The organism is Proteus alimentorum (genome assembly GCF_002607735.1).
Lineage (GTDB): Bacteria > Pseudomonadota > Gammaproteobacteria > Enterobacterales > Enterobacteriaceae > Proteus > Proteus alimentorum.
This window is the reverse complement of sequence record NZ_NBVR01000001.1, coordinates 17,368-34,301: the sequence shown is the minus strand read 5'-3', so window position 1 is coordinate 34,301 and position 16,934 is coordinate 17,368. Positions and strand designations below refer to the sequence as shown.

The following is a 16,934-nucleotide window of genomic DNA, read 5'->3' as shown; positions in this document are numbered from 1 at the left end:
CAAAGATTGTATTTTAAATTTTGTATTCTAAATGTTGTTTTAAGTATTGCTAATAGGATGTTTAGCAAATTAAATAGATTAATTTAAACCCAAGGAGTGGAAAATATGTCAACTACATATCCAATTATTTTAGTTCATGGCTTATCAGGTTTTGATGATATCGTCGGTTATCCTTATTTTTATGGCATCGCGGATGCCTTAGAAAAGGATGGTCATAAAGTTTTCACTGCATCTCTTTCTGCATTTAACTCTAACGAAGTTCGTGGTGAACAACTTTGGGAATTTGTGCAAAAAGTTCTCAAAGAAACAAAAGCAAAAAAAGTAAATTTAATTGGCCATAGCCAAGGCCCATTAGCTTGCCGTTATGTTGCTGCAAAACATGCGAAGAACATTGCTTCTGTTACTTCTGTGAATGGTGTAAACCATGGCTCAGAGATTGCAGATTTAGTACGACGTATTATGCGCAAGGATAGTGTGCCAGAATATATTGCTGATGCAGTAATGAAAGCTATTGGTACTATTATTTCTGCATTTTCAGGTAATCGTGGCAATCCACAAGATGCCGTTGCTGCATTAGAAGCGTTAACAACTGAAAATGTAACTGAATTTAATAAAAAGTACCCACAAGGGCTGCCTGCCATTCGTGGTGGTGAAGGTAAAGAAGTCGTAAATGGCGTTCACTATTATTCATTTGGTAGCTATATCCAAGGATTGATTGCGGGTGAAAAAGGCAATTTACTGGATCCTACTCATGCAGCAATGCGTGTATTAAGTGCATTCTTTACTGAACGTGAAAATGATGGTTTGGTAGGTCGTACAAGTATGCGTTTAGGTAAACTGATTAAAGATGATTATGCTGAAGATCATCTGGATATGGTGAATCAGGTTGCAGGGTTAGTAGGGCGTGGTGAAAATATTGTTGCTATTTATACAAACCATGCGAATTTTTTAGCAAGTAAAAAGCTTTAATTATCCTGAGTACTTGTTGTGAAATAATCTAGTCCGAATGGCTCTAATCGATTTAGAGCCATTTTTATTTAATACTATTGTTTAATATCTTTATTAACGCTGACAGAAATAGAATATCCTAATAAATAAAGTGCTTGCTCTAGACTGTCTATTTTTGAGGTTTGATTAATTTCAAGTAAGCGCTCTATTTGTGCACTCGTTAAATTCATCTTTCTTGCAAGATCAGATTTTTTTGTCTTTGTTTCTAACATCGCATTATGTAATGCAATTTTTAAACAGCTAATCAGAGGTAAATAGACAATAAAATCACCTGATTGTGCTCTGGATGGGGCAGGAATAGGCAGTTTACTCGCAACAAATTCTTCAAGGCCTACATGTAAAATATCAGAGGCTTCTAGTTCAATATCATCTTCTGTATAAGCAACAGCGTGTATATTATCAAAATCACGGTAGGTAATTTCGTAAGTTTCACTTTCTTCATCAAAATGAGCGACTGCTGGATAGTTGAACATAAATAACCTTTTATAAAGTTGAAAACCAGATTTAAAATGAAATGGCACAATATAATGTGTTTTCAAAATTCTTGTGTATAGTACTAAAGTGAAACTTTATTTATCTATTTGATATTAAATAGTATGTTAAAGATTAAAGCATATTTATCAAAATTTATCTTCATTTCTTACTAATGTGAGAAAAAGTAAAGTAGATAGTACATTGCTTGTTGGTTGTTACGTACTTTTACTGAAATTAATAATTAATTTTAGGTAGATCTTATATTTAAGAAAATCCATCTTATCGATGCTCATAAGGTGTTTTTAGAAAGGAGTTGTTTATGTATCCTGTTGATTTACATGCTCATACTATTGCTAGTACACATGCTTACAGTACAGTTAGTGAATATTTCCAACAAGCTAAAAAGCAGGGAATTCAATTGTTTGCAATTACTGACCATGGCCCAGATATGGATGATGCACCTCATGAATGGCATTTTTCTAACTTACCAGTGATCCCTCGTATTATTGATGGTGTTGGTATTCTTTATGGTATAGAAGCGAATATTAAAAATATTAAAGGCGAAACAGATTGTAGTGAGAAAATGAGCAAGAAATTAGATATTGTGCTTGCTGGTTTTCATGATCCAGTAATGAGTTCATTAGGTCTTGTTGATAATACAAAAGCGTTAATTGCAACAATAGCAAGTGGTTGTGTTCAAATGATTACACATCCAGGTAATCCGAAATATCCAATCGATATTGCTGAAGTTGCAAAAGCAGCTTCTACTTATAATGTTGCTTTAGAAATGAATAACTCATCATTTATTCATTCTAGAGTAGGTAGTGAGAAAAATTGCATAGAAATAGCGAAAGCCGTGCGTGATGCAGGAGGTTTAATTGCATTAGGCTCTGATTCACACATTGCTTCTTCACTAGGAAGTTTTGATCGAGTATTAGAAGTATTAGCCCAAATAGATTTTCCACAAGAGCGTATATTAAATGTAACTCCAAGAAGGGTGTTAGATTTTCTAAAATCACACGGTAAAAAAGAGATCCCTGAATTTAGCCATTTTTAATATTGGTTTAAATCAGTAATAAGAAAGCTATCCTAAGATTAAGATAGCTTTCATGATGTGGATAGACTTTAACGTTTACTGATGAAAAACAGTTAATTCTTGTTTTAGCCTATCTGATTGTGTTTGCAAAGAATCTAATGAACTGACTAATTCTCGTGTCATTGTTGAGTTAGCTTGTGTTGTTTGATCTAATTGATTTATTGCATCTTCAATTTGGGCAATACCATTACTTTGTTCATTTGTAGAAATAGAAATATCGTGGATCATCTCATTAATATTTTCAGTATGTTTAGAAATATCTATCATATTATCGTTTGCGTTAGCGGCTAGCTGAAAACACTGATTTATTTTTTTACTTGAATTAGCGACAAGGACTTTTATCTCTTTTGATGCCAAATTACAGCTAATGGATAATTCTCTTACTTCTTTAGCAACAACCGCAAAACCTTTTCCATGTTCACCTACTCTTGCCGCTTCTACGGCAGCATTTAAAGCCAATAGGTTTGTTTGGAAAGCGATATTGTCGATCGTAGAGGTAATATCGTTAATTTGTTCAGAGAACGTGACAACTTCATGCATATTTTCAACAACATTAGCGAGCATCTCATTACTTTGATGGATCATTGTATCTGTTTTTGTTACTAAATCGCATGATGCTTGTGTATTTTCTGCATGTTGTTTTGATGTAACGCTTAATTGTCGTATTCCTGCTGAGGTTTCTAGGACGGCGGCTGATTGTTGCTCAACACGAATAGCAAGATTATTGTTCATAACCGCAATATCACTTAATTCTGAATTAATAAGGCCAGAGCTGTTATTGATGTTATTGACGATCCGCTTTATCTGATCTCGCATTTTTTGAATATTAGCAGTGAGAATATTTATTTCCAATAAACCTTTTGTGGTTACATCGGTCGCTAATTCTCCATTACTAATATCTTCGATATTTTTCATTATAGCGTTTAAAGGTAAAATAAAGTTTTTTCGTAGTACAACTTGAACTAAGAAAGAAAAAATAACAATTAATATTGAAATGATGATTAAGCTATAAATAATTTTATCGTACAGTAATTCACCTTCATCCAATGAAGCTGTGTAATAGTTTTCTAACTGTTGATGATAGTTAGTATAAGCTTGCTCAAAATTATCTTGATAGGTTTGTGTTGGTTGATTTAAATACTCGTATGTTTTTCCTTGTTCTAGAAAGGCTAAAAATTCAATAAGTGCTGTATTAAGTTCAGTATATTTTTGCTCTAATTGTTGTATATAAGTCTGATCTTCAACATTATGAGGAAAATTATTGAAACTTTTCCATCCATTTTCAACGCTCTGAAGTTTTTCTTTAGTTTGTTGTAATAATGAAGAGATGTCAGTATTTGCGGTAGCCATTTTATTAATGATTAATAAGTGGCGAGAGCTAGCCCTATTTAAGGTATTACGGGTTTGTAGTAGATTTTCCCAAGTATTATTTAATAGTGATTGTTCATGGTAGATATTATTTAGCGTGTTTAAGTTTCTCTTGTAATCATTAACTGAAGAGAGGAATAAAACACAGGCTAGCCCAAGAAGTAAGATCAAAGAGCCTGTAATAAGCCAAACTAAAGTGGTTGTTTTTAAACTCGACATATTAAAAGAGACGTTTGGCAAATAACGTTGTTTGAAGTTCTTAAACATGTAATGTTATTTCCTTTTTCATAAAAATATAACTGTGTAATTTATTGATTTTTAAGTTTTATTTTTACTTCCTGTAACTGGTATAGACAAAGAATTAAAAAAACAAATGAAAATATGTTTTTAGGTCACTCTTTGATTTAATGCCATATATCCTTTTGATTTTTTCAAATACTAAAAAATAGTATCGGCATTTTATAAATATTCTTTATGATTATTTATTGTCCTGATTAATAAATTTATTAAATGTATTTATTTGTCTTGTAACACTTTGATTTTTAATTAATTTTTCTTAAATATTAAAAGTTAAAGATAAAGAATAAAAATGATACAAAAGAGAATATCGTGATGGATTATAGTTAACCTGTTGATTTATTATTAATTTTATGTGATTGGCTAGTTGTTTTTTAAACAATTAGATTTAAATAATGGAAGTATTTCTATTTATAAAATAAAAAAGTAATAATGATTAAAACAACAATAAATTAAATTATTTTTTGTTTATATAATAGAATAAATAAGAGAATTTAACGTTATGGGTGAGAGGAAGATAAAAAGATTGTAATAGAGAAAAAATAAGAAAATAGACGAAATTGCTATAAACGGAAGGTATATAACCCTTCCGTTTATAAATAAAGATCATATCGATAATGATCTTAATGATGTATGAAAATTCACATAAGATTAAAGATAAAAACAAGCGATTAAAGTGAAATACCAGAGAATGACATAAAACCAAGTGACATTAGTCCTACTGTGATAAATGTGATCCCCAGTCCTTTCAATCCTTTCGGGATGTCTGAATATTTCATTTTTTCACGTAAACCTGAGAGGGCGATAATCGCAAGCAACCAGCCTATACCACATCCTGCACCATATATCACAGATTCTGTAAATGTGTAATCACGTTCAACCATAAAAATAGTGGCACCAAAGATAGCGCAATGAATAGTCAATAAAGGCAAAAAGATCCCTAATGAATGATAAAGTGAAGGGATAAATTTATCTAAAAACATTTCTAAAATTTGAACTAATGCAGCTAAAACGCCAATAAAAGTGATATATCTAAGAAAGCTAAGATCAATACCTTCAACTATCGCATCTTTCTTTAGGATAAAATGATAGATTAAATTATTGATAGGTGTAGCAATAATAAGTAAGGCAGTTACAGTAAGACCTAGTTTTAATGAGGTTTTTACTTCTTTAGAAACAGCAAGAAAAGTACACATTCCTAAAAAGAAACTTAGTGCCATATTCTCAACAAAAGTTGCCTTAATAAAGATATTAAGGTAATTTTCAAGCATAAACCCTCCTATTAATATATTTTTTTACTAATTCTAGTAAAAACAGTGTATTAATATAAGTGGTATTGCAAAAATATCTTTAAAATTAGATCTGAATGACATTTTTTGGCTAAGAGTGAAGTTTATTTAAGATAAGAAAAATAAAATTATGGGATAAATATGATAAACATGGCATTCAAATAAATTTTCTAATTGAAGCCTCATTTTTTTATTTTTAGTGAATAAGATAAAAAAGAGTTAGAAACGACAAAGCACCAATATCTGTTGATAAGATCTCGATGCTTAGATGAGAAAATTTTTGATTATTTTTATAGAGATGTTTACTGAATAAATTTATTTATGATTTTAGGTTGTTTAACATGAGTGTTTTATAGTTATTTTTCTCAATATTTTTTTCTGTAAACCCAAACTTTTCGGCTAAATGCCTTAGTTGGTCAGTGTAGAGCGAGAGTTTATTTTGGTCGTCCGTCATAATAGCAAATTCAGCAAATGAACCTAATTTATCTAATTTATCAATAGTGATATGAAACTCATCTAGAAAATAGATTTCTCTTGATTTTGTATAATTGAGAATACAATGGTAGCCAAGTGTCGTAAACATAGAGACTGTTTTTTCTGCATCTTCGATACGAACAGCTTCACATTGCGATAAATCAGGGCCTTTAACGATAAGAAGGTTTATTCCTGCGGGTAGCATTTTTCTTACACATAAACTGATAGTTGGAGCTGAAAAATCAGTATCATCATGTTCCATGTACCAATCTGTTTCTTTATTCTCAGGCGTGAATAATGTGGCTCCTGCTTTTTTTAATTCATTAATAAAACTTTGTGGGTTTTGAAGGTGATATTTTAATTCAGCTTCAAATTTACCTTGGAAGTGTTCAGACATACGTTTACTCCAATTTAGCGTTAACGAATTATAGCATTAACAAAGTGTCTTTCTGGGATAAAAACGAACTTTTAGTGTTATTTTATTATTTTCTATTTCAGCAAATTAGATGAAAATATTAAAAGAGAGTGATGAATAAAATTACTATGAAATAATGAGAAGGGAATATAGTGTTATTAATAAAGGAAGAGGTAAAAGAAAAAAAAGGGGCATAGACCCCTTTATTATTACAGAACACCTTCAAACGGGTTCCAACTTTGATCATTTTTGGTTTCTTTTAAGTAGTATGCATAGTTGGCGGTTATAGCCCATAAAATGTTAACTGCGATGCCCACAGCATTGATAACACCATTATTTACAGGTAAAAAACTAATAATAGTAAATATAGCAATGTTAATAGCAAATAATGTTAATGCCTTGCGCCATAAACCTAAAATAAGAAAGTAAATAAAACCAAAGAAAAATGCCCAGATATTCATTCCAATGAGAATACGTTTACCAAAAGAAAGCTCTTTATAAGCGGCTTTAAATTCTGGTGTTTTAGGTGAACCATATTTATCGAAAAATGAAAAACGCTCTTGCCATTTTTCAGAAAATTCTTTATTCATTTTAATTCCTTTTACCCTGTTGATTAAATTTAGCCTTAATAAAAAAAGTATCTTTACATAATTTAACACCATGAACAATATAAATTTATTAAGAAATAATTAGTATGGAGGTTTATATAAAAAACGTTAAAGTGACTGTGCCTTTAGTCTTTTTTTAATAATTATCTTATTGTTTCAGAATATATTTTTAATGATTTCTCTTAAAAATAAGAACGATGAAATAAAATATCATTTTGAATAGGTTTTATGGTGAAAAGAATAAGAAATCTGGCTTATTACGAATACCAGATTTCTTATGGATGCAGGAAGAGGGTAATTAGCGCACGACTAATACAGATGATTCTGCATAACTGACCACTGAAGATGCAGTAGATCCTAGAAGATACGTTTTCATACCAGGATTACGAGAGCCAATGACAATCAGCTCTGCTTGAATTTTTTTTGCGGTTTCTAAAATTTTATCGCGAGGATTACCTATAGACACATAAAACTGCGTTGTACTATTGGGAATATCAATGTGCGATAAATTTTCTTTTAGTGTGGATAATGCTATTTCAATACGTTGTTTGTCACTTGCTAGTCTATCTTGGCCTGCGAATGCAAATCCGACAAAAGACTCATAACTTGGAATGACTGATAAAAAATGAATATTCAATTTGTCAGCGACAGACAATGCTTTTAGATGAGACACAACCTTGTCTAATAAACCAAGCTCTGTAAAATCAACGGGTACTAACACTGTTTTTGTCATAGTGGCTCCTAATTGACCTTTTATTATGATTAGGGCTTTAATATTAATTTTTGTGCATACAAATATGAGTTACCTACTAATCTTATCAGTCAAAATGAAAAACTACACAAAAATTAAAATTATTTTTATTTTTTGAGAGTTATGTATTTTTTTATATGAAAAAAGTGAAAAATCGGCTATCTGAGCAAATGAATGTGTAGCAATATCAAATAGAAATTATAAAAAAAGGAATGATAATAAGTAATAGAAGAATATTTTATTTTTCTAATGATGATTATAATAGATATTACTTTGTATATATTTATTGATATAGGGTAAAAATTATTTTTTAATGTTTTTTAATAATATAAAATATAATTTTTATTTAATGTGAATCTTGATTTTTTGGGATCCTAAAGAAAAAGTCAATAAATATGGAAACTAAAAAAATAAAATTCAAGATTGAAATGAAATACCTATATATTTCAATATGTTATATTGATTTCCTATGGCAGTCAAATACAAGTTAATTCTTAATGATAATAAGTGCTATTTAACTTTTTAATAATATTAAAAGCATATTACAAATGAGATTGGTTTTTATTTTTATTACGGGTAATTCATTAAAAAAATAAATAAAACCATACTTAAATAGCTATATTTTTATTTTTAACTGTGCATAATACCCATAATGTTAATTTTCATCGCAAGGGACGTAAAATATGTTACATCAAGATATGATCAATAAATTGAATGAACAGCTAAATTTAGAGTTTTATTCGGCAAATCTGTATTTACAAATGAGTGCTTGGTGCGACGATAAAGGATTTGATGGTGCTGCTAAATTTTTAAAAGCTCACTCTCGTGAAGAAATGGAACATATGCACCGTTTATTTGATTACTTAAGTGATACAGGTGCAATGCCTTTACTTGGGGCGATTGAAGCTCCGCCAGCTGAATTTTCATCATTATCTGAGTTGTTCGATAAAACTTACGAACATGAAAAACATATTACATCTGAGATTAATAAATTAGCACATGTTGCAATGACAACTCAGGATTATTCAACATTTAACTTCTTACAATGGTATGTTGCAGAGCAGCATGAAGAAGAAAAATTATTCAAATCAATCCTAGATAAATTATCAATGGTTGGTGATAGTGGTAAAGCTTTATTCTTGTTAGATAAAGATCTGAACACATTATCAACATCTGCACATGTCTAATTATTAATAAAGCTTTAGATCGCCTAAAAGCTAATAAATGAATTATTGCGCTCTGCTGTGAATAAATAGCAGGGCGTTTTTTTATTCTTCTATTTACCTCCATTTTTATTCTTATCTCTTCTCTCTTTCCTTACTTTTATTGTCTGTTTTTTATCCTAAAAGAGAGTTGTTGAATGCTATTTATACAGAGAGGTTATTTTACTTTTTGTTGTATTTGGTTATGTATTGAACTGTTTAGACTGTCAATATGGGTATTATATTTTTTCGAAGTGTAAAAATGGGTGATATTTGAAACAGAAACTGGTCTAAATAACATATATTTTGAGTGCTAGTTCACAACCTTTTATCTCTAATATCAAGAAGCGAAGATCTTGACGTAAATTTGCTATAAAATATTTTCATAAATAAAAAAATCACCTGTAATTTAAGAGGTTATTATGTCATTAAATACACTTAAGACATCTTGGGGTAAATTATCAGCTATTGCTGTTTTATTCCTTGGTATGTCATACCAACAAGCATTAGCACACGCACACTTAAAATCACAGTTGCCTGCTGAAGGTGCAGCTATTGAACAAGCGCAAGCGCCTAAAGTTATCACGCTAGACTTCTCTGAAGGTATTGAATTAGCCTTTAGTAAAATCAAAGTCACTAATAGCGATGGTAAAGAAATCACCGTAGGAAAACTGAGTTTAGACCCTGTTAACAACACCAAATTATTACTGCCTCTAGAAAGTGATTTGGCAGAAGGTAATTATTTAGTTAATTGGAACGTTGTTTCTGTTGATGGGCACAAGACAAAAGGTTCTTATCAATTTAGTGTAAAATAATGACACCTGAAGACGTTTATATTTTATGCCGTTTTTTCCATTTCGTGGCAGTCATGTTTATGTTCGGACTGAGCTTCTCGGCTGCCATTCTTGCAAAAGATAAGTTCATTCCTCTTATTCAAGTTCGTTTACGCCCCGCATTAGCCATTAGTACTGTTACTGTCTTTATTACGACTTATTTATGGATGGCGGTGCAATCCGGTATTATGGGTGATGGATGGGAAGACGCTTGGTCATTTGAAATATGGAAAGCGGTATTAGGTACTTCATTTGGTCAAGTTTGGCAATGGCAATTGGCATTAGCAACCATTGCATTAGCCGTTTTATTTATACACCAACGCTATATTCGTAACTTCTCTTTATTAATTGTTGCTTCAATTATGTTGATCTTACATGCATCAATTGGTCATGGTGCTATGTTTACAGGATCAGAAGCGATATTTTATAAAGTTAATCAAAGTATTCATCTTATTAGTGCCGCGTATTGGTTTGGTGGTCTATGGCCATTTGTTGCTTGTTTACAGTTTTTACGGAATAAAGATGAGCTTGCAGATGGGATGATCAAACCTATCATTGGTACAATGAAGCAGTTTTCACTTTTTGGTCATATTGCTGTTTTACTGGTTACTATTACCGGTATTATCAGTGCTGTTATGTTAATTCCAGGATGGCCGGCAGTACAATTATCATCTGAATATCAAAGTATGTTATGGCTTAAAATTAGCTTGGTGGTGTTAATGCTTGGTTTAGCCGTAATCAATCGCTATGTTTTAGTTCCTCATATCCGTAAGAAAAATAACTTTCAATGGTTGCTAGTAAATAGTTGGCTTGAGCTATTACTTGGAACAATGGTTATTTTTACTGTAGCTATCTTTGCGATTAACTCACCTGTATAGATTGTTATATAATCGAAAAAACCTAATTTTTTAAGTGAGATATCCACATGAAACGTTTTTTATTAGCGGGAATGTTAATGCTTTTTTCTTTTCAAGCATTCTCGGCTGCACCTATTTCGACAGTCAGTAAGCTTCAATTTGGTGACGATTGGCCATTCACACGAGAAGAAGTGATGCTCAATTGCCGTGCTGATGGTGCTTGGTTTGTGATTAATCCAGCAACACTGATGCAGTATCCACTTAATGAAATTGCAATGAAACAAATGGAAAGTGGAAAAGTAAAAGCACAGTTAATTGATGTTATTTTATTGCCAGATCCTAATTCACCTGAAAAGAAAAAATCAGTAGAAGTGATACAGAATACGATTAAGTCACTCTGTGAGAAAAATTAATCAAGTGATTAATAATATGGATAAGTATTTTTTATTTTTATCTAATTGATTTAAATAATAAAAATTAAGATAAGGGATTTTTTGAATGGAAAATAGTGTGCTACTAGGTTGTTTACTGGATCTTTACATATTGTTAGCTAATATTTAACAGTGGGTTGTGAAGAGAAAAGTCTGAGCTAGTCCTCGATTTTTGTTTATGCAGTAATCAACAATTACTTTTTAGCGCACGGCTCGCAATGAGCCATTTCCCTAAGCCAGATAAATGATTTATCTGGCTTTTTTTATTGCGCTTTAGCATCTCGTTATGCCACTTTTAGGATCCAGTGGTGATTATCTTTATCATAAGCATGTCGATAAAGCAGAATATTTTTATCTTTCAATTGGGCTGGAATACTGGTGTTTTCATCCCATCCATCTAATTGCATGCAAAACTCTTTGTCATAATCACATGGAATATGAATATAAGTTAATTGGTTATCAGAAGAGTGTTTCAAAGTAATATCTTCAATTTCATAGCAAGCAATTTTCAACGTTGTCTTTTTCATAATAAAACTCCGGTTTAAGCGATGTTGTGTTGTGTTCCATTGTGTTTTGTTAGTGGCATTTAGGTTAAAGAATGCTTTTTGACCAAACAAAATTAAGCATAGTATAAATGGAACCTATTTCCAAAATATTTTTTAGAAATAAAAAAAGCGGATCATTTTTTGTGATCCGCTTTAAATAAATAATCTGAAATAGGGCAGAATTATCTAATGTTTAAGGTTTAGGTATTGCCGTTCCCCATTCATCCCAATCTTTGGGTTCTTTATCATTTAAAATGAAATTCTGTTCCTGTTTTGCTTTCGCTTGTAATGGTGTGGAAGGCGGTGTTGCAAAAGTGATCCCACCACGTATAAATTGCTTAAATGTACCACTACGCATAACACCACCAGTTAATCCAAACGAAAAGTTATATCCAGATGAGAGCCAAAACTCTGTATTATTTCGAACAAGGTATTGGTATTTTTTACTAATACGGATGTGAATTAATACTCTGTCAGACATATTTCCTAGTTCAAGGCCTGTTACGGCACCCACCTCAAGACCTCGGTAGTAAATTGGTGTGCCAATTTGTACCGAACCCGCTTCAGTGGCATTTAACACAAGATTTAATCCATCTAGATAGCGTGAGTCTGTAATGTTGGATGTTTGCAATTCAAATTGACGATATACGCCACCATTGCCTGGCTCTGCTTTAATATAAGGCTGTATAAGTGAATCTAAGTTATCTAATCCCGATGCTGTTAATTCAGGAGTAACAACAGCGAAGCGACTGCCTGATCTCGCAAAGGTTTTGACATAATCAGGGTAGAGGACAGCAGATACAGTCACTGCTTTTCTATCTGGTGAAAGAATTAATGATTCGACTTGCCCAATATCGATGCCTAAATAACGAATAGGCATCCCTTCAGAAAGTTTGCTTGCGTCATATGTTTTTAAAGTAATTTGTGCGCCGATAGCTCGTGCGCTAGTTTCTGATGGATAGAGTTTATAACGTGAAACGTTATTATTGATATTTTCGAAATTATCAAAACTGATTGCACCTTTTAATGCACGATTTAGTGGCGTCGCTTCAACCGTTAATCCTGAGCCATTAACGGATACTTTAGCTGCTCCTTCAGTCCAGAAAACACTCTTTTCTGTGAGTAAATGACGATATTGTTTGGAAATATAAACATCGATATCAAATTCATCTATTAAAGGTCGAACATCAGTAATTTCACCAACTTGGAATTGATGATAAAGAACCACTGAACCTTTTTGGATCCCCGGAAGGCTTGATGCTTTTAAAGTGAGCGTCACGGGTAATTCATTACCATTAATACTGGCTTTGGCAAAAAAGTCGTTACGATAAAGACGATACTGCTCTTTAGGTGCTCCTTTAGTACCTTGAATAAGGTGAATTCCACCTTCAAGCCATTCTTGCGGTGTCGCACCTTGAACTTCAATACCATTTAGACCCATATTGACGTTAATTCGGCTATTGGCAACAAATTTACTATTTTCATAAATATAATGCTTATATTCAGGGGCAATAATTGCATCAAAAATAACCCCATCATCACTCATGTTGCGTTGAATGATTTGCCCAATAGTAATTCCTCTAAAAAGAATCGGTTGTCCAGCATCGACGCCCCAACTTTCTTCACTGGTTAGAGAAATAATTAATCCATCTTCGCCATATATTGCTTTTCCTGCATCTACAGAAGTGGCTGATTGTAAAACAAATTGCTGTTTTTCTTGTGCTGGAGGGCTGTTTTCTGGGGAATCAAAAGCAATTGCGCCATTGATTAAAGCAGAAACGCTTTCCATTTTTACTGATACACCGCTTGTTAAATTGAAATTACCTTGAAAGCCAGAGACGTTCCAAAAATGGCTATCTTGGCGAATTAAGTGGGTGTATTGTTTATCAATACTAAGTTCAATAAAAATACCCTGATTATCAGGGCGAATTTCATAGCTATACACTTTACCAACAGGAACTTGGCGATAATAAACGTGAGAGTCAACATTGAGTGATCCCAGTTTATCTGCCGTTAACGTTATTAATTGCTGGTTTTTATCGATGTTAGCTTGAGGGCGAACTTCCTGAGCAATAAATTTAAACTGCTTTTCACCGTCACCCGGTAACATACTGATATAGTTACCACCAACTAAAGCATCGAGCCCAGATACACCAGAAAGGCTGGCTTTAGGTGTAACTAACCAAAACTGTGTGTTTTTGCGCAGTGTACTCGAGAGATCTTTGCGGATATCGGCCGTAACAATAACTCGACGTAAGTCATCGCTTAAAGTGACATCTTTAACAAGCCCTACATCAACACCTTGATAGCGGATAGGTGTTCTGCCAGAGACAATTCCTGATGCAGATTGAAAATCAATCGTGATTGGTACGCCTTTATCTTGCCAATGTTGGAAAAGCAACCAACTAGCAATAAAAATGGCGATAACAGGGAGTAGCCAAAATGTCGAAATTTTACGCTTGCGGCGTATTTGGGCTTGTGTGTCCTGAACGTCGTTTTCTTCTTGTTGCATAAGTATCCCATAGTAAACGACTATCCAACCATTCAACGGCAAGGATAGTAAGAATAACCGCAGTACCAAAATAAAAAGCCGCTGGCCCCATTGTGAAAGTCATTAATTGATCTCGATTAATCAATGACATCATCAGTCCAATCACAAAGAGATCAAGCATTGACCATCGTCCTATCCAAGAGACGAAGCGGTATAGCTTCGTTCGAAGTAGGGGGTCAATACGAGCATTAAAATGAATGCTTAATAATAAACCCAGCATAATAATAATTTTGAAAAAAGGCACAAAAACACTGGCAATAAAAACAATAACCGCAATTGGAGTATTGCCTGAATTCACTAAGGAAAGTACACCTGAAAAAATAGTGTCTTCATTACGTCGACCATTTAAATAGAAAATAGAAATAGGGAGTAAATTTGCAGGTATGAGTAAAATTATTGCTGAAATTAATGCTGCCCATGTTTTTTGTAAACTCATTGGCTGTCTTGGGGTATAGCAAGATTTGCAACGAGGGCAGTGTGTTGATGGTGTTCTTTTAAAATGGTAATGACAAGCATGGCAAGTTGCAGGGCTTTTTTCTATCTCTTTTTGTGGATAAAAGCGTTGCCAAAGTTGGTCCATATTAATATTAATTAGCATTAATAAGCTGAGTATCATTAAAGAAACAAAAGCAATTAGGCCATTGCCAATATAGACAGTTGCATAATCGCCTAATTTTATTGTTGCAACACCAAGTCCAATCAAATAGACATCTAGCATTACCCATTCTTTTAATTTCCCTAACATTAATAAGACTGGGCGAAGATTAAGGCGTAAGCGAGCGCCTAAATGGAGATATAAAATAGCGATGGGAAGGCTGAGTGGTGCAGCAATAGCACAAAAGGCTACCATCGTTGCTGTAAGAGGAGAGCCTTGCTCTGACATCATACGAATACCGTCAAGCACATTCGCTGTTATCATCGTGCCTAATAGATGAATTTTAATTAGTGGCTGAGTAAATGCTATTGATGCCAAAATAAGCATTGTAATAGAGAGAATAAGTAGACGAGTTAATGACCAATATCGATAAGATGCGAGTTTGGCTTGGCAACGTGGGCAATAAGCATCCTCTCCACGCTTTAATGTAAGAGGGAGTGTCACGAGGTGATCACACTCCTGACAGCGTATTGATTTTTTTTCCTTTGTTGCGATATTGTTCACTATGTTGCTCGTTAATTCATCTAAGTTGGTTTTCTTAAGAGTTATCGTTTGATTAAGCTAAAAAAAAGTACCTATACTCAATGGTTCACAAGTTATCATTTTTATTATATTTATGCCTTTCATTTTACAATACAAAGTGTCTGATTTTTTTTGTGGGTGTTAAGGGGATATTATCGTTTTTTTACCCCAATCTTGAAAATGGAGTATTCAACCTCAAGATAAAATAGGCTAAATTACGAGTATGTTATCTATTTTAGTTACGCAAATAGGATTTAATGATGCCAAAAACGCTTTTTTATCAGGAACTCACTGATAATTTGTCAGCCTTGTTGTCTGGTGAAAATGATCTTATCGCATCACTTGCTAATACCAGCGCGCTTCTTTACGAGAAGTTAGAGACGATAAATTGGGTTGGATTTTATCTTAATGATGGTGACTCATTAGTCCTTGGCCCATTTCAAGGCAAAATTGCGTGTGTCAGAATCGGTTTTGGGAAAGGAGTTTGCGGAACTGCATACTCTGAAAACAGAATTTTAAGAGTAAGTGACGTTCACCAATTTAGTGGTCATATTGCTTGTGACAGTGCAAGTCAGTCTGAAATTGTTCTACCTTTAGCAGTAAATGGACAAATTATCGGCGTTCTCGATATTGATAGTCCTATTTTTGATCGTTTTGATAAAAAAGATGAAAATGGGCTTAAAGCGTTGTGTGACGTGCTCTGCGAGCATTTAAAAACTTGTCATACAGCAAAATATTGTGAATTTTGTGTAAGTTAACAGGCGTTTGCCATAGAAATTGTTGGCAACACTATTATAATGTCGCTTGTTCATGCCTGCGCTGGTTGGCAAAACCGTTGTAATCAGGAAATTTCATGGAAAATCAACCTAAGTTGAATAGTAGTAAAGAAATCATCGCTTTTTTAGCTGAACGTTTCCCTAAGTGTTTTATCGCTGAGGGCGAAGCTCGCCCTTTGAAAGTTGGCATTTTTCAAGATCTTGTTGAAGATCTAAAAGATGAAACTCAACTGAGTAAAACACAGTTACGTTCGGCATTACGCTTGTATACCTCAAGTTGGCGCTACCTTTATGGAGTTAAAGAAGGAGCAAAACGTGTCGATTTGAATGGTAATGACTGCGGCGAACTGGAAGCTGAGCATATTGAACATGCTCGTACACAATTAGCAGAAGCTAAGGCGCGCGTTCAAGCTCAGAGAGCAGAACAACGTGCTAAGAAGCGCGAAGCTGAAGGTGATAAGGAGACCAGCAAACGTCCGGCAGCGAAAAAGCCAAATAATACGCGTCGTCAGCCACCTAAAGAAGGTGAAAAACGGCAGCCTCGTCCTCAAAAAGCGACTCAAGCTCCTCGTAAAGCACCACCACGCCAAAATACTGAAAAGTTAATTCCAGTGAAAGACACATCAGTTCTTACTGTTGGTCAATCACTGAAAGTTAACGTTGGTAGTAGCGTGATGGACGCGACAGTGCTAGAGATAGCAAAAGAGGGTGTACGTGTACAATTGCCTAACGGTTTGGCAATGAATGTACGCACGGAACATTTAAAGTTCTGATACGGAGGC

Annotated in this window: 17 protein-coding genes; 8 read left to right on the top strand and 9 right to left on the bottom strand. The window is 33.4% G+C overall.

Annotated features, from left to right (window positions below; all coding sequences use genetic code 11):
* The first annotated feature begins 105 nt into the window (after positions 1-105).
* A complete protein-coding gene (locus tag B6258_RS00165) occupies positions 106-969 on the top strand; it encodes a lipase family alpha/beta hydrolase (RefSeq protein WP_099073603.1) in 864 nt (287 codons plus the stop codon).
* A gap of 74 nt (positions 970-1,043) precedes the next feature.
* Here the strand turns inward: B6258_RS00165 and B6258_RS00160 are convergent, their stop codons facing one another.
* Positions 1,044-1,481: a type II toxin-antitoxin system HicB family antitoxin gene (locus tag B6258_RS00160; protein ID WP_099073602.1), complete on the bottom strand. Its 438-nt coding sequence runs from the start codon at positions 1,479-1,481 to the stop codon at positions 1,044-1,046.
* Positions 1,482-1,801: 320 nt separating this feature from the next.
* On the opposite strand from B6258_RS00160, the gene B6258_RS00155 reads away from it, so the two are divergent.
* Complete coding sequence (locus B6258_RS00155) at positions 1,802-2,539, top strand: phosphatase (RefSeq protein WP_099073601.1); 738 nt, start codon at positions 1,802-1,804, stop codon at positions 2,537-2,539.
* A gap of 75 nt (positions 2,540-2,614) precedes the next feature.
* On the opposite strand, the gene B6258_RS00150 is transcribed toward B6258_RS00155, so the two are convergent.
* The 5 genes from B6258_RS00150 to B6258_RS00130 form a co-directional block, all read right to left on the bottom strand.
* Positions 2,615-4,213: a methyl-accepting chemotaxis protein gene (locus B6258_RS00150; protein ID WP_164996108.1), complete on the bottom strand. Its 1,599-nt coding sequence runs from the start codon at positions 4,211-4,213 to the stop codon at positions 2,615-2,617.
* Positions 4,214-4,914: 701 nt separating this feature from the next.
* Positions 4,915-5,514 (bottom strand): NADH:ubiquinone reductase (Na(+)-transporting) subunit E, encoded by a 600-nt coding sequence (gene nqrE / locus B6258_RS00145; protein WP_099073600.1) that lies wholly within the window; start codon positions 5,512-5,514, stop codon positions 4,915-4,917.
* Positions 5,515-5,851: 337 nt separating this feature from the next.
* A complete protein-coding gene (gene cyaB, locus B6258_RS00140; RefSeq protein WP_099073599.1) occupies positions 5,852-6,403 on the bottom strand; it encodes a class IV adenylate cyclase in 552 nt (183 codons plus the stop codon).
* Between the two features lie 227 nt (positions 6,404-6,630).
* Complete coding sequence (locus tag B6258_RS00135) at positions 6,631-7,011, bottom strand: DUF2628 domain-containing protein (protein ID WP_099073598.1); 381 nt, start codon at positions 7,009-7,011, stop codon at positions 6,631-6,633.
* 316 nt (positions 7,012-7,327) lie between these two features.
* Entirely contained in the window at positions 7,328-7,762 is a 435-nt protein-coding gene (locus B6258_RS00130) for a universal stress protein (protein WP_072062602.1), read from the bottom strand.
* Positions 7,763-8,463: 701 nt separating this feature from the next.
* Here B6258_RS00130 and ftnA point away from each other — a divergent pair.
* From ftnA to B6258_RS00110, 4 genes are all read left to right on the top strand, one after another.
* A complete protein-coding gene (ftnA, locus tag B6258_RS00125; RefSeq protein WP_099073597.1) occupies positions 8,464-8,967 on the top strand; it encodes a non-heme ferritin in 504 nt (167 codons plus the stop codon).
* Between the two features lie 437 nt (positions 8,968-9,404).
* Positions 9,405-9,797: a copper homeostasis periplasmic binding protein CopC gene (copC, locus tag B6258_RS00120; protein ID WP_023582413.1), complete on the top strand. Its 393-nt coding sequence runs from the start codon at positions 9,405-9,407 to the stop codon at positions 9,795-9,797.
* Positions 9,797-10,693, top strand: coding sequence for a copper homeostasis membrane protein CopD (copD, locus tag B6258_RS00115; RefSeq protein WP_099073596.1), 897 nt, complete (start codon positions 9,797-9,799; stop codon positions 10,691-10,693). Before copC ends, copD begins: the two co-directional genes overlap by 1 nt.
* Before the next feature lie 47 nt (positions 10,694-10,740).
* A complete protein-coding gene (locus B6258_RS00110) occupies positions 10,741-11,085 on the top strand; it encodes a YebY family protein (RefSeq protein WP_099073595.1) in 345 nt (114 codons plus the stop codon).
* A gap of 302 nt (positions 11,086-11,387) precedes the next feature.
* Here the strand turns inward: B6258_RS00110 and B6258_RS00105 are convergent, their stop codons facing one another.
* From B6258_RS00105 to yebS, 3 genes are all read right to left on the bottom strand, one after another.
* A complete protein-coding gene (locus B6258_RS00105; RefSeq protein WP_023582410.1) occupies positions 11,388-11,630 on the bottom strand; it encodes a DUF1480 family protein in 243 nt (80 codons plus the stop codon).
* A 211-nt stretch (positions 11,631-11,841) separates the two neighbouring features.
* On the bottom strand, positions 11,842-14,160 hold the full coding sequence (locus B6258_RS00100; protein ID WP_099073594.1) for a PqiB family protein: 2,319 nt from the start codon (positions 14,158-14,160) through the stop codon (positions 11,842-11,844).
* The gene (yebS, locus tag B6258_RS00095; RefSeq protein WP_420820570.1) at positions 14,102-15,403 is read right to left on the bottom strand and encodes a membrane integrity lipid transport subunit YebS; all 1,302 of its coding nucleotides are present in this window, start codon (positions 15,401-15,403) and stop codon (positions 14,102-14,104) included. Before yebS ends, B6258_RS00100 begins: the two co-directional genes overlap by 59 nt.
* Positions 15,404-15,636: 233 nt before the next feature.
* Here yebS and B6258_RS00090 point away from each other — a divergent pair, with 233 nt between their 5' ends.
* Positions 15,637-16,134, top strand: a complete 498-nt coding sequence (locus tag B6258_RS00090) for a GAF domain-containing protein (protein WP_099073592.1) — start codon at positions 15,637-15,639, stop codon at positions 16,132-16,134.
* Between the two features lie 95 nt (positions 16,135-16,229).
* Positions 16,230-16,925: an RNA chaperone ProQ gene (gene proQ / locus B6258_RS00085; protein ID WP_023582406.1), complete on the top strand. Its 696-nt coding sequence runs from the start codon at positions 16,230-16,232 to the stop codon at positions 16,923-16,925.
* Positions 16,926-16,934 lie beyond the last annotated feature (9 nt).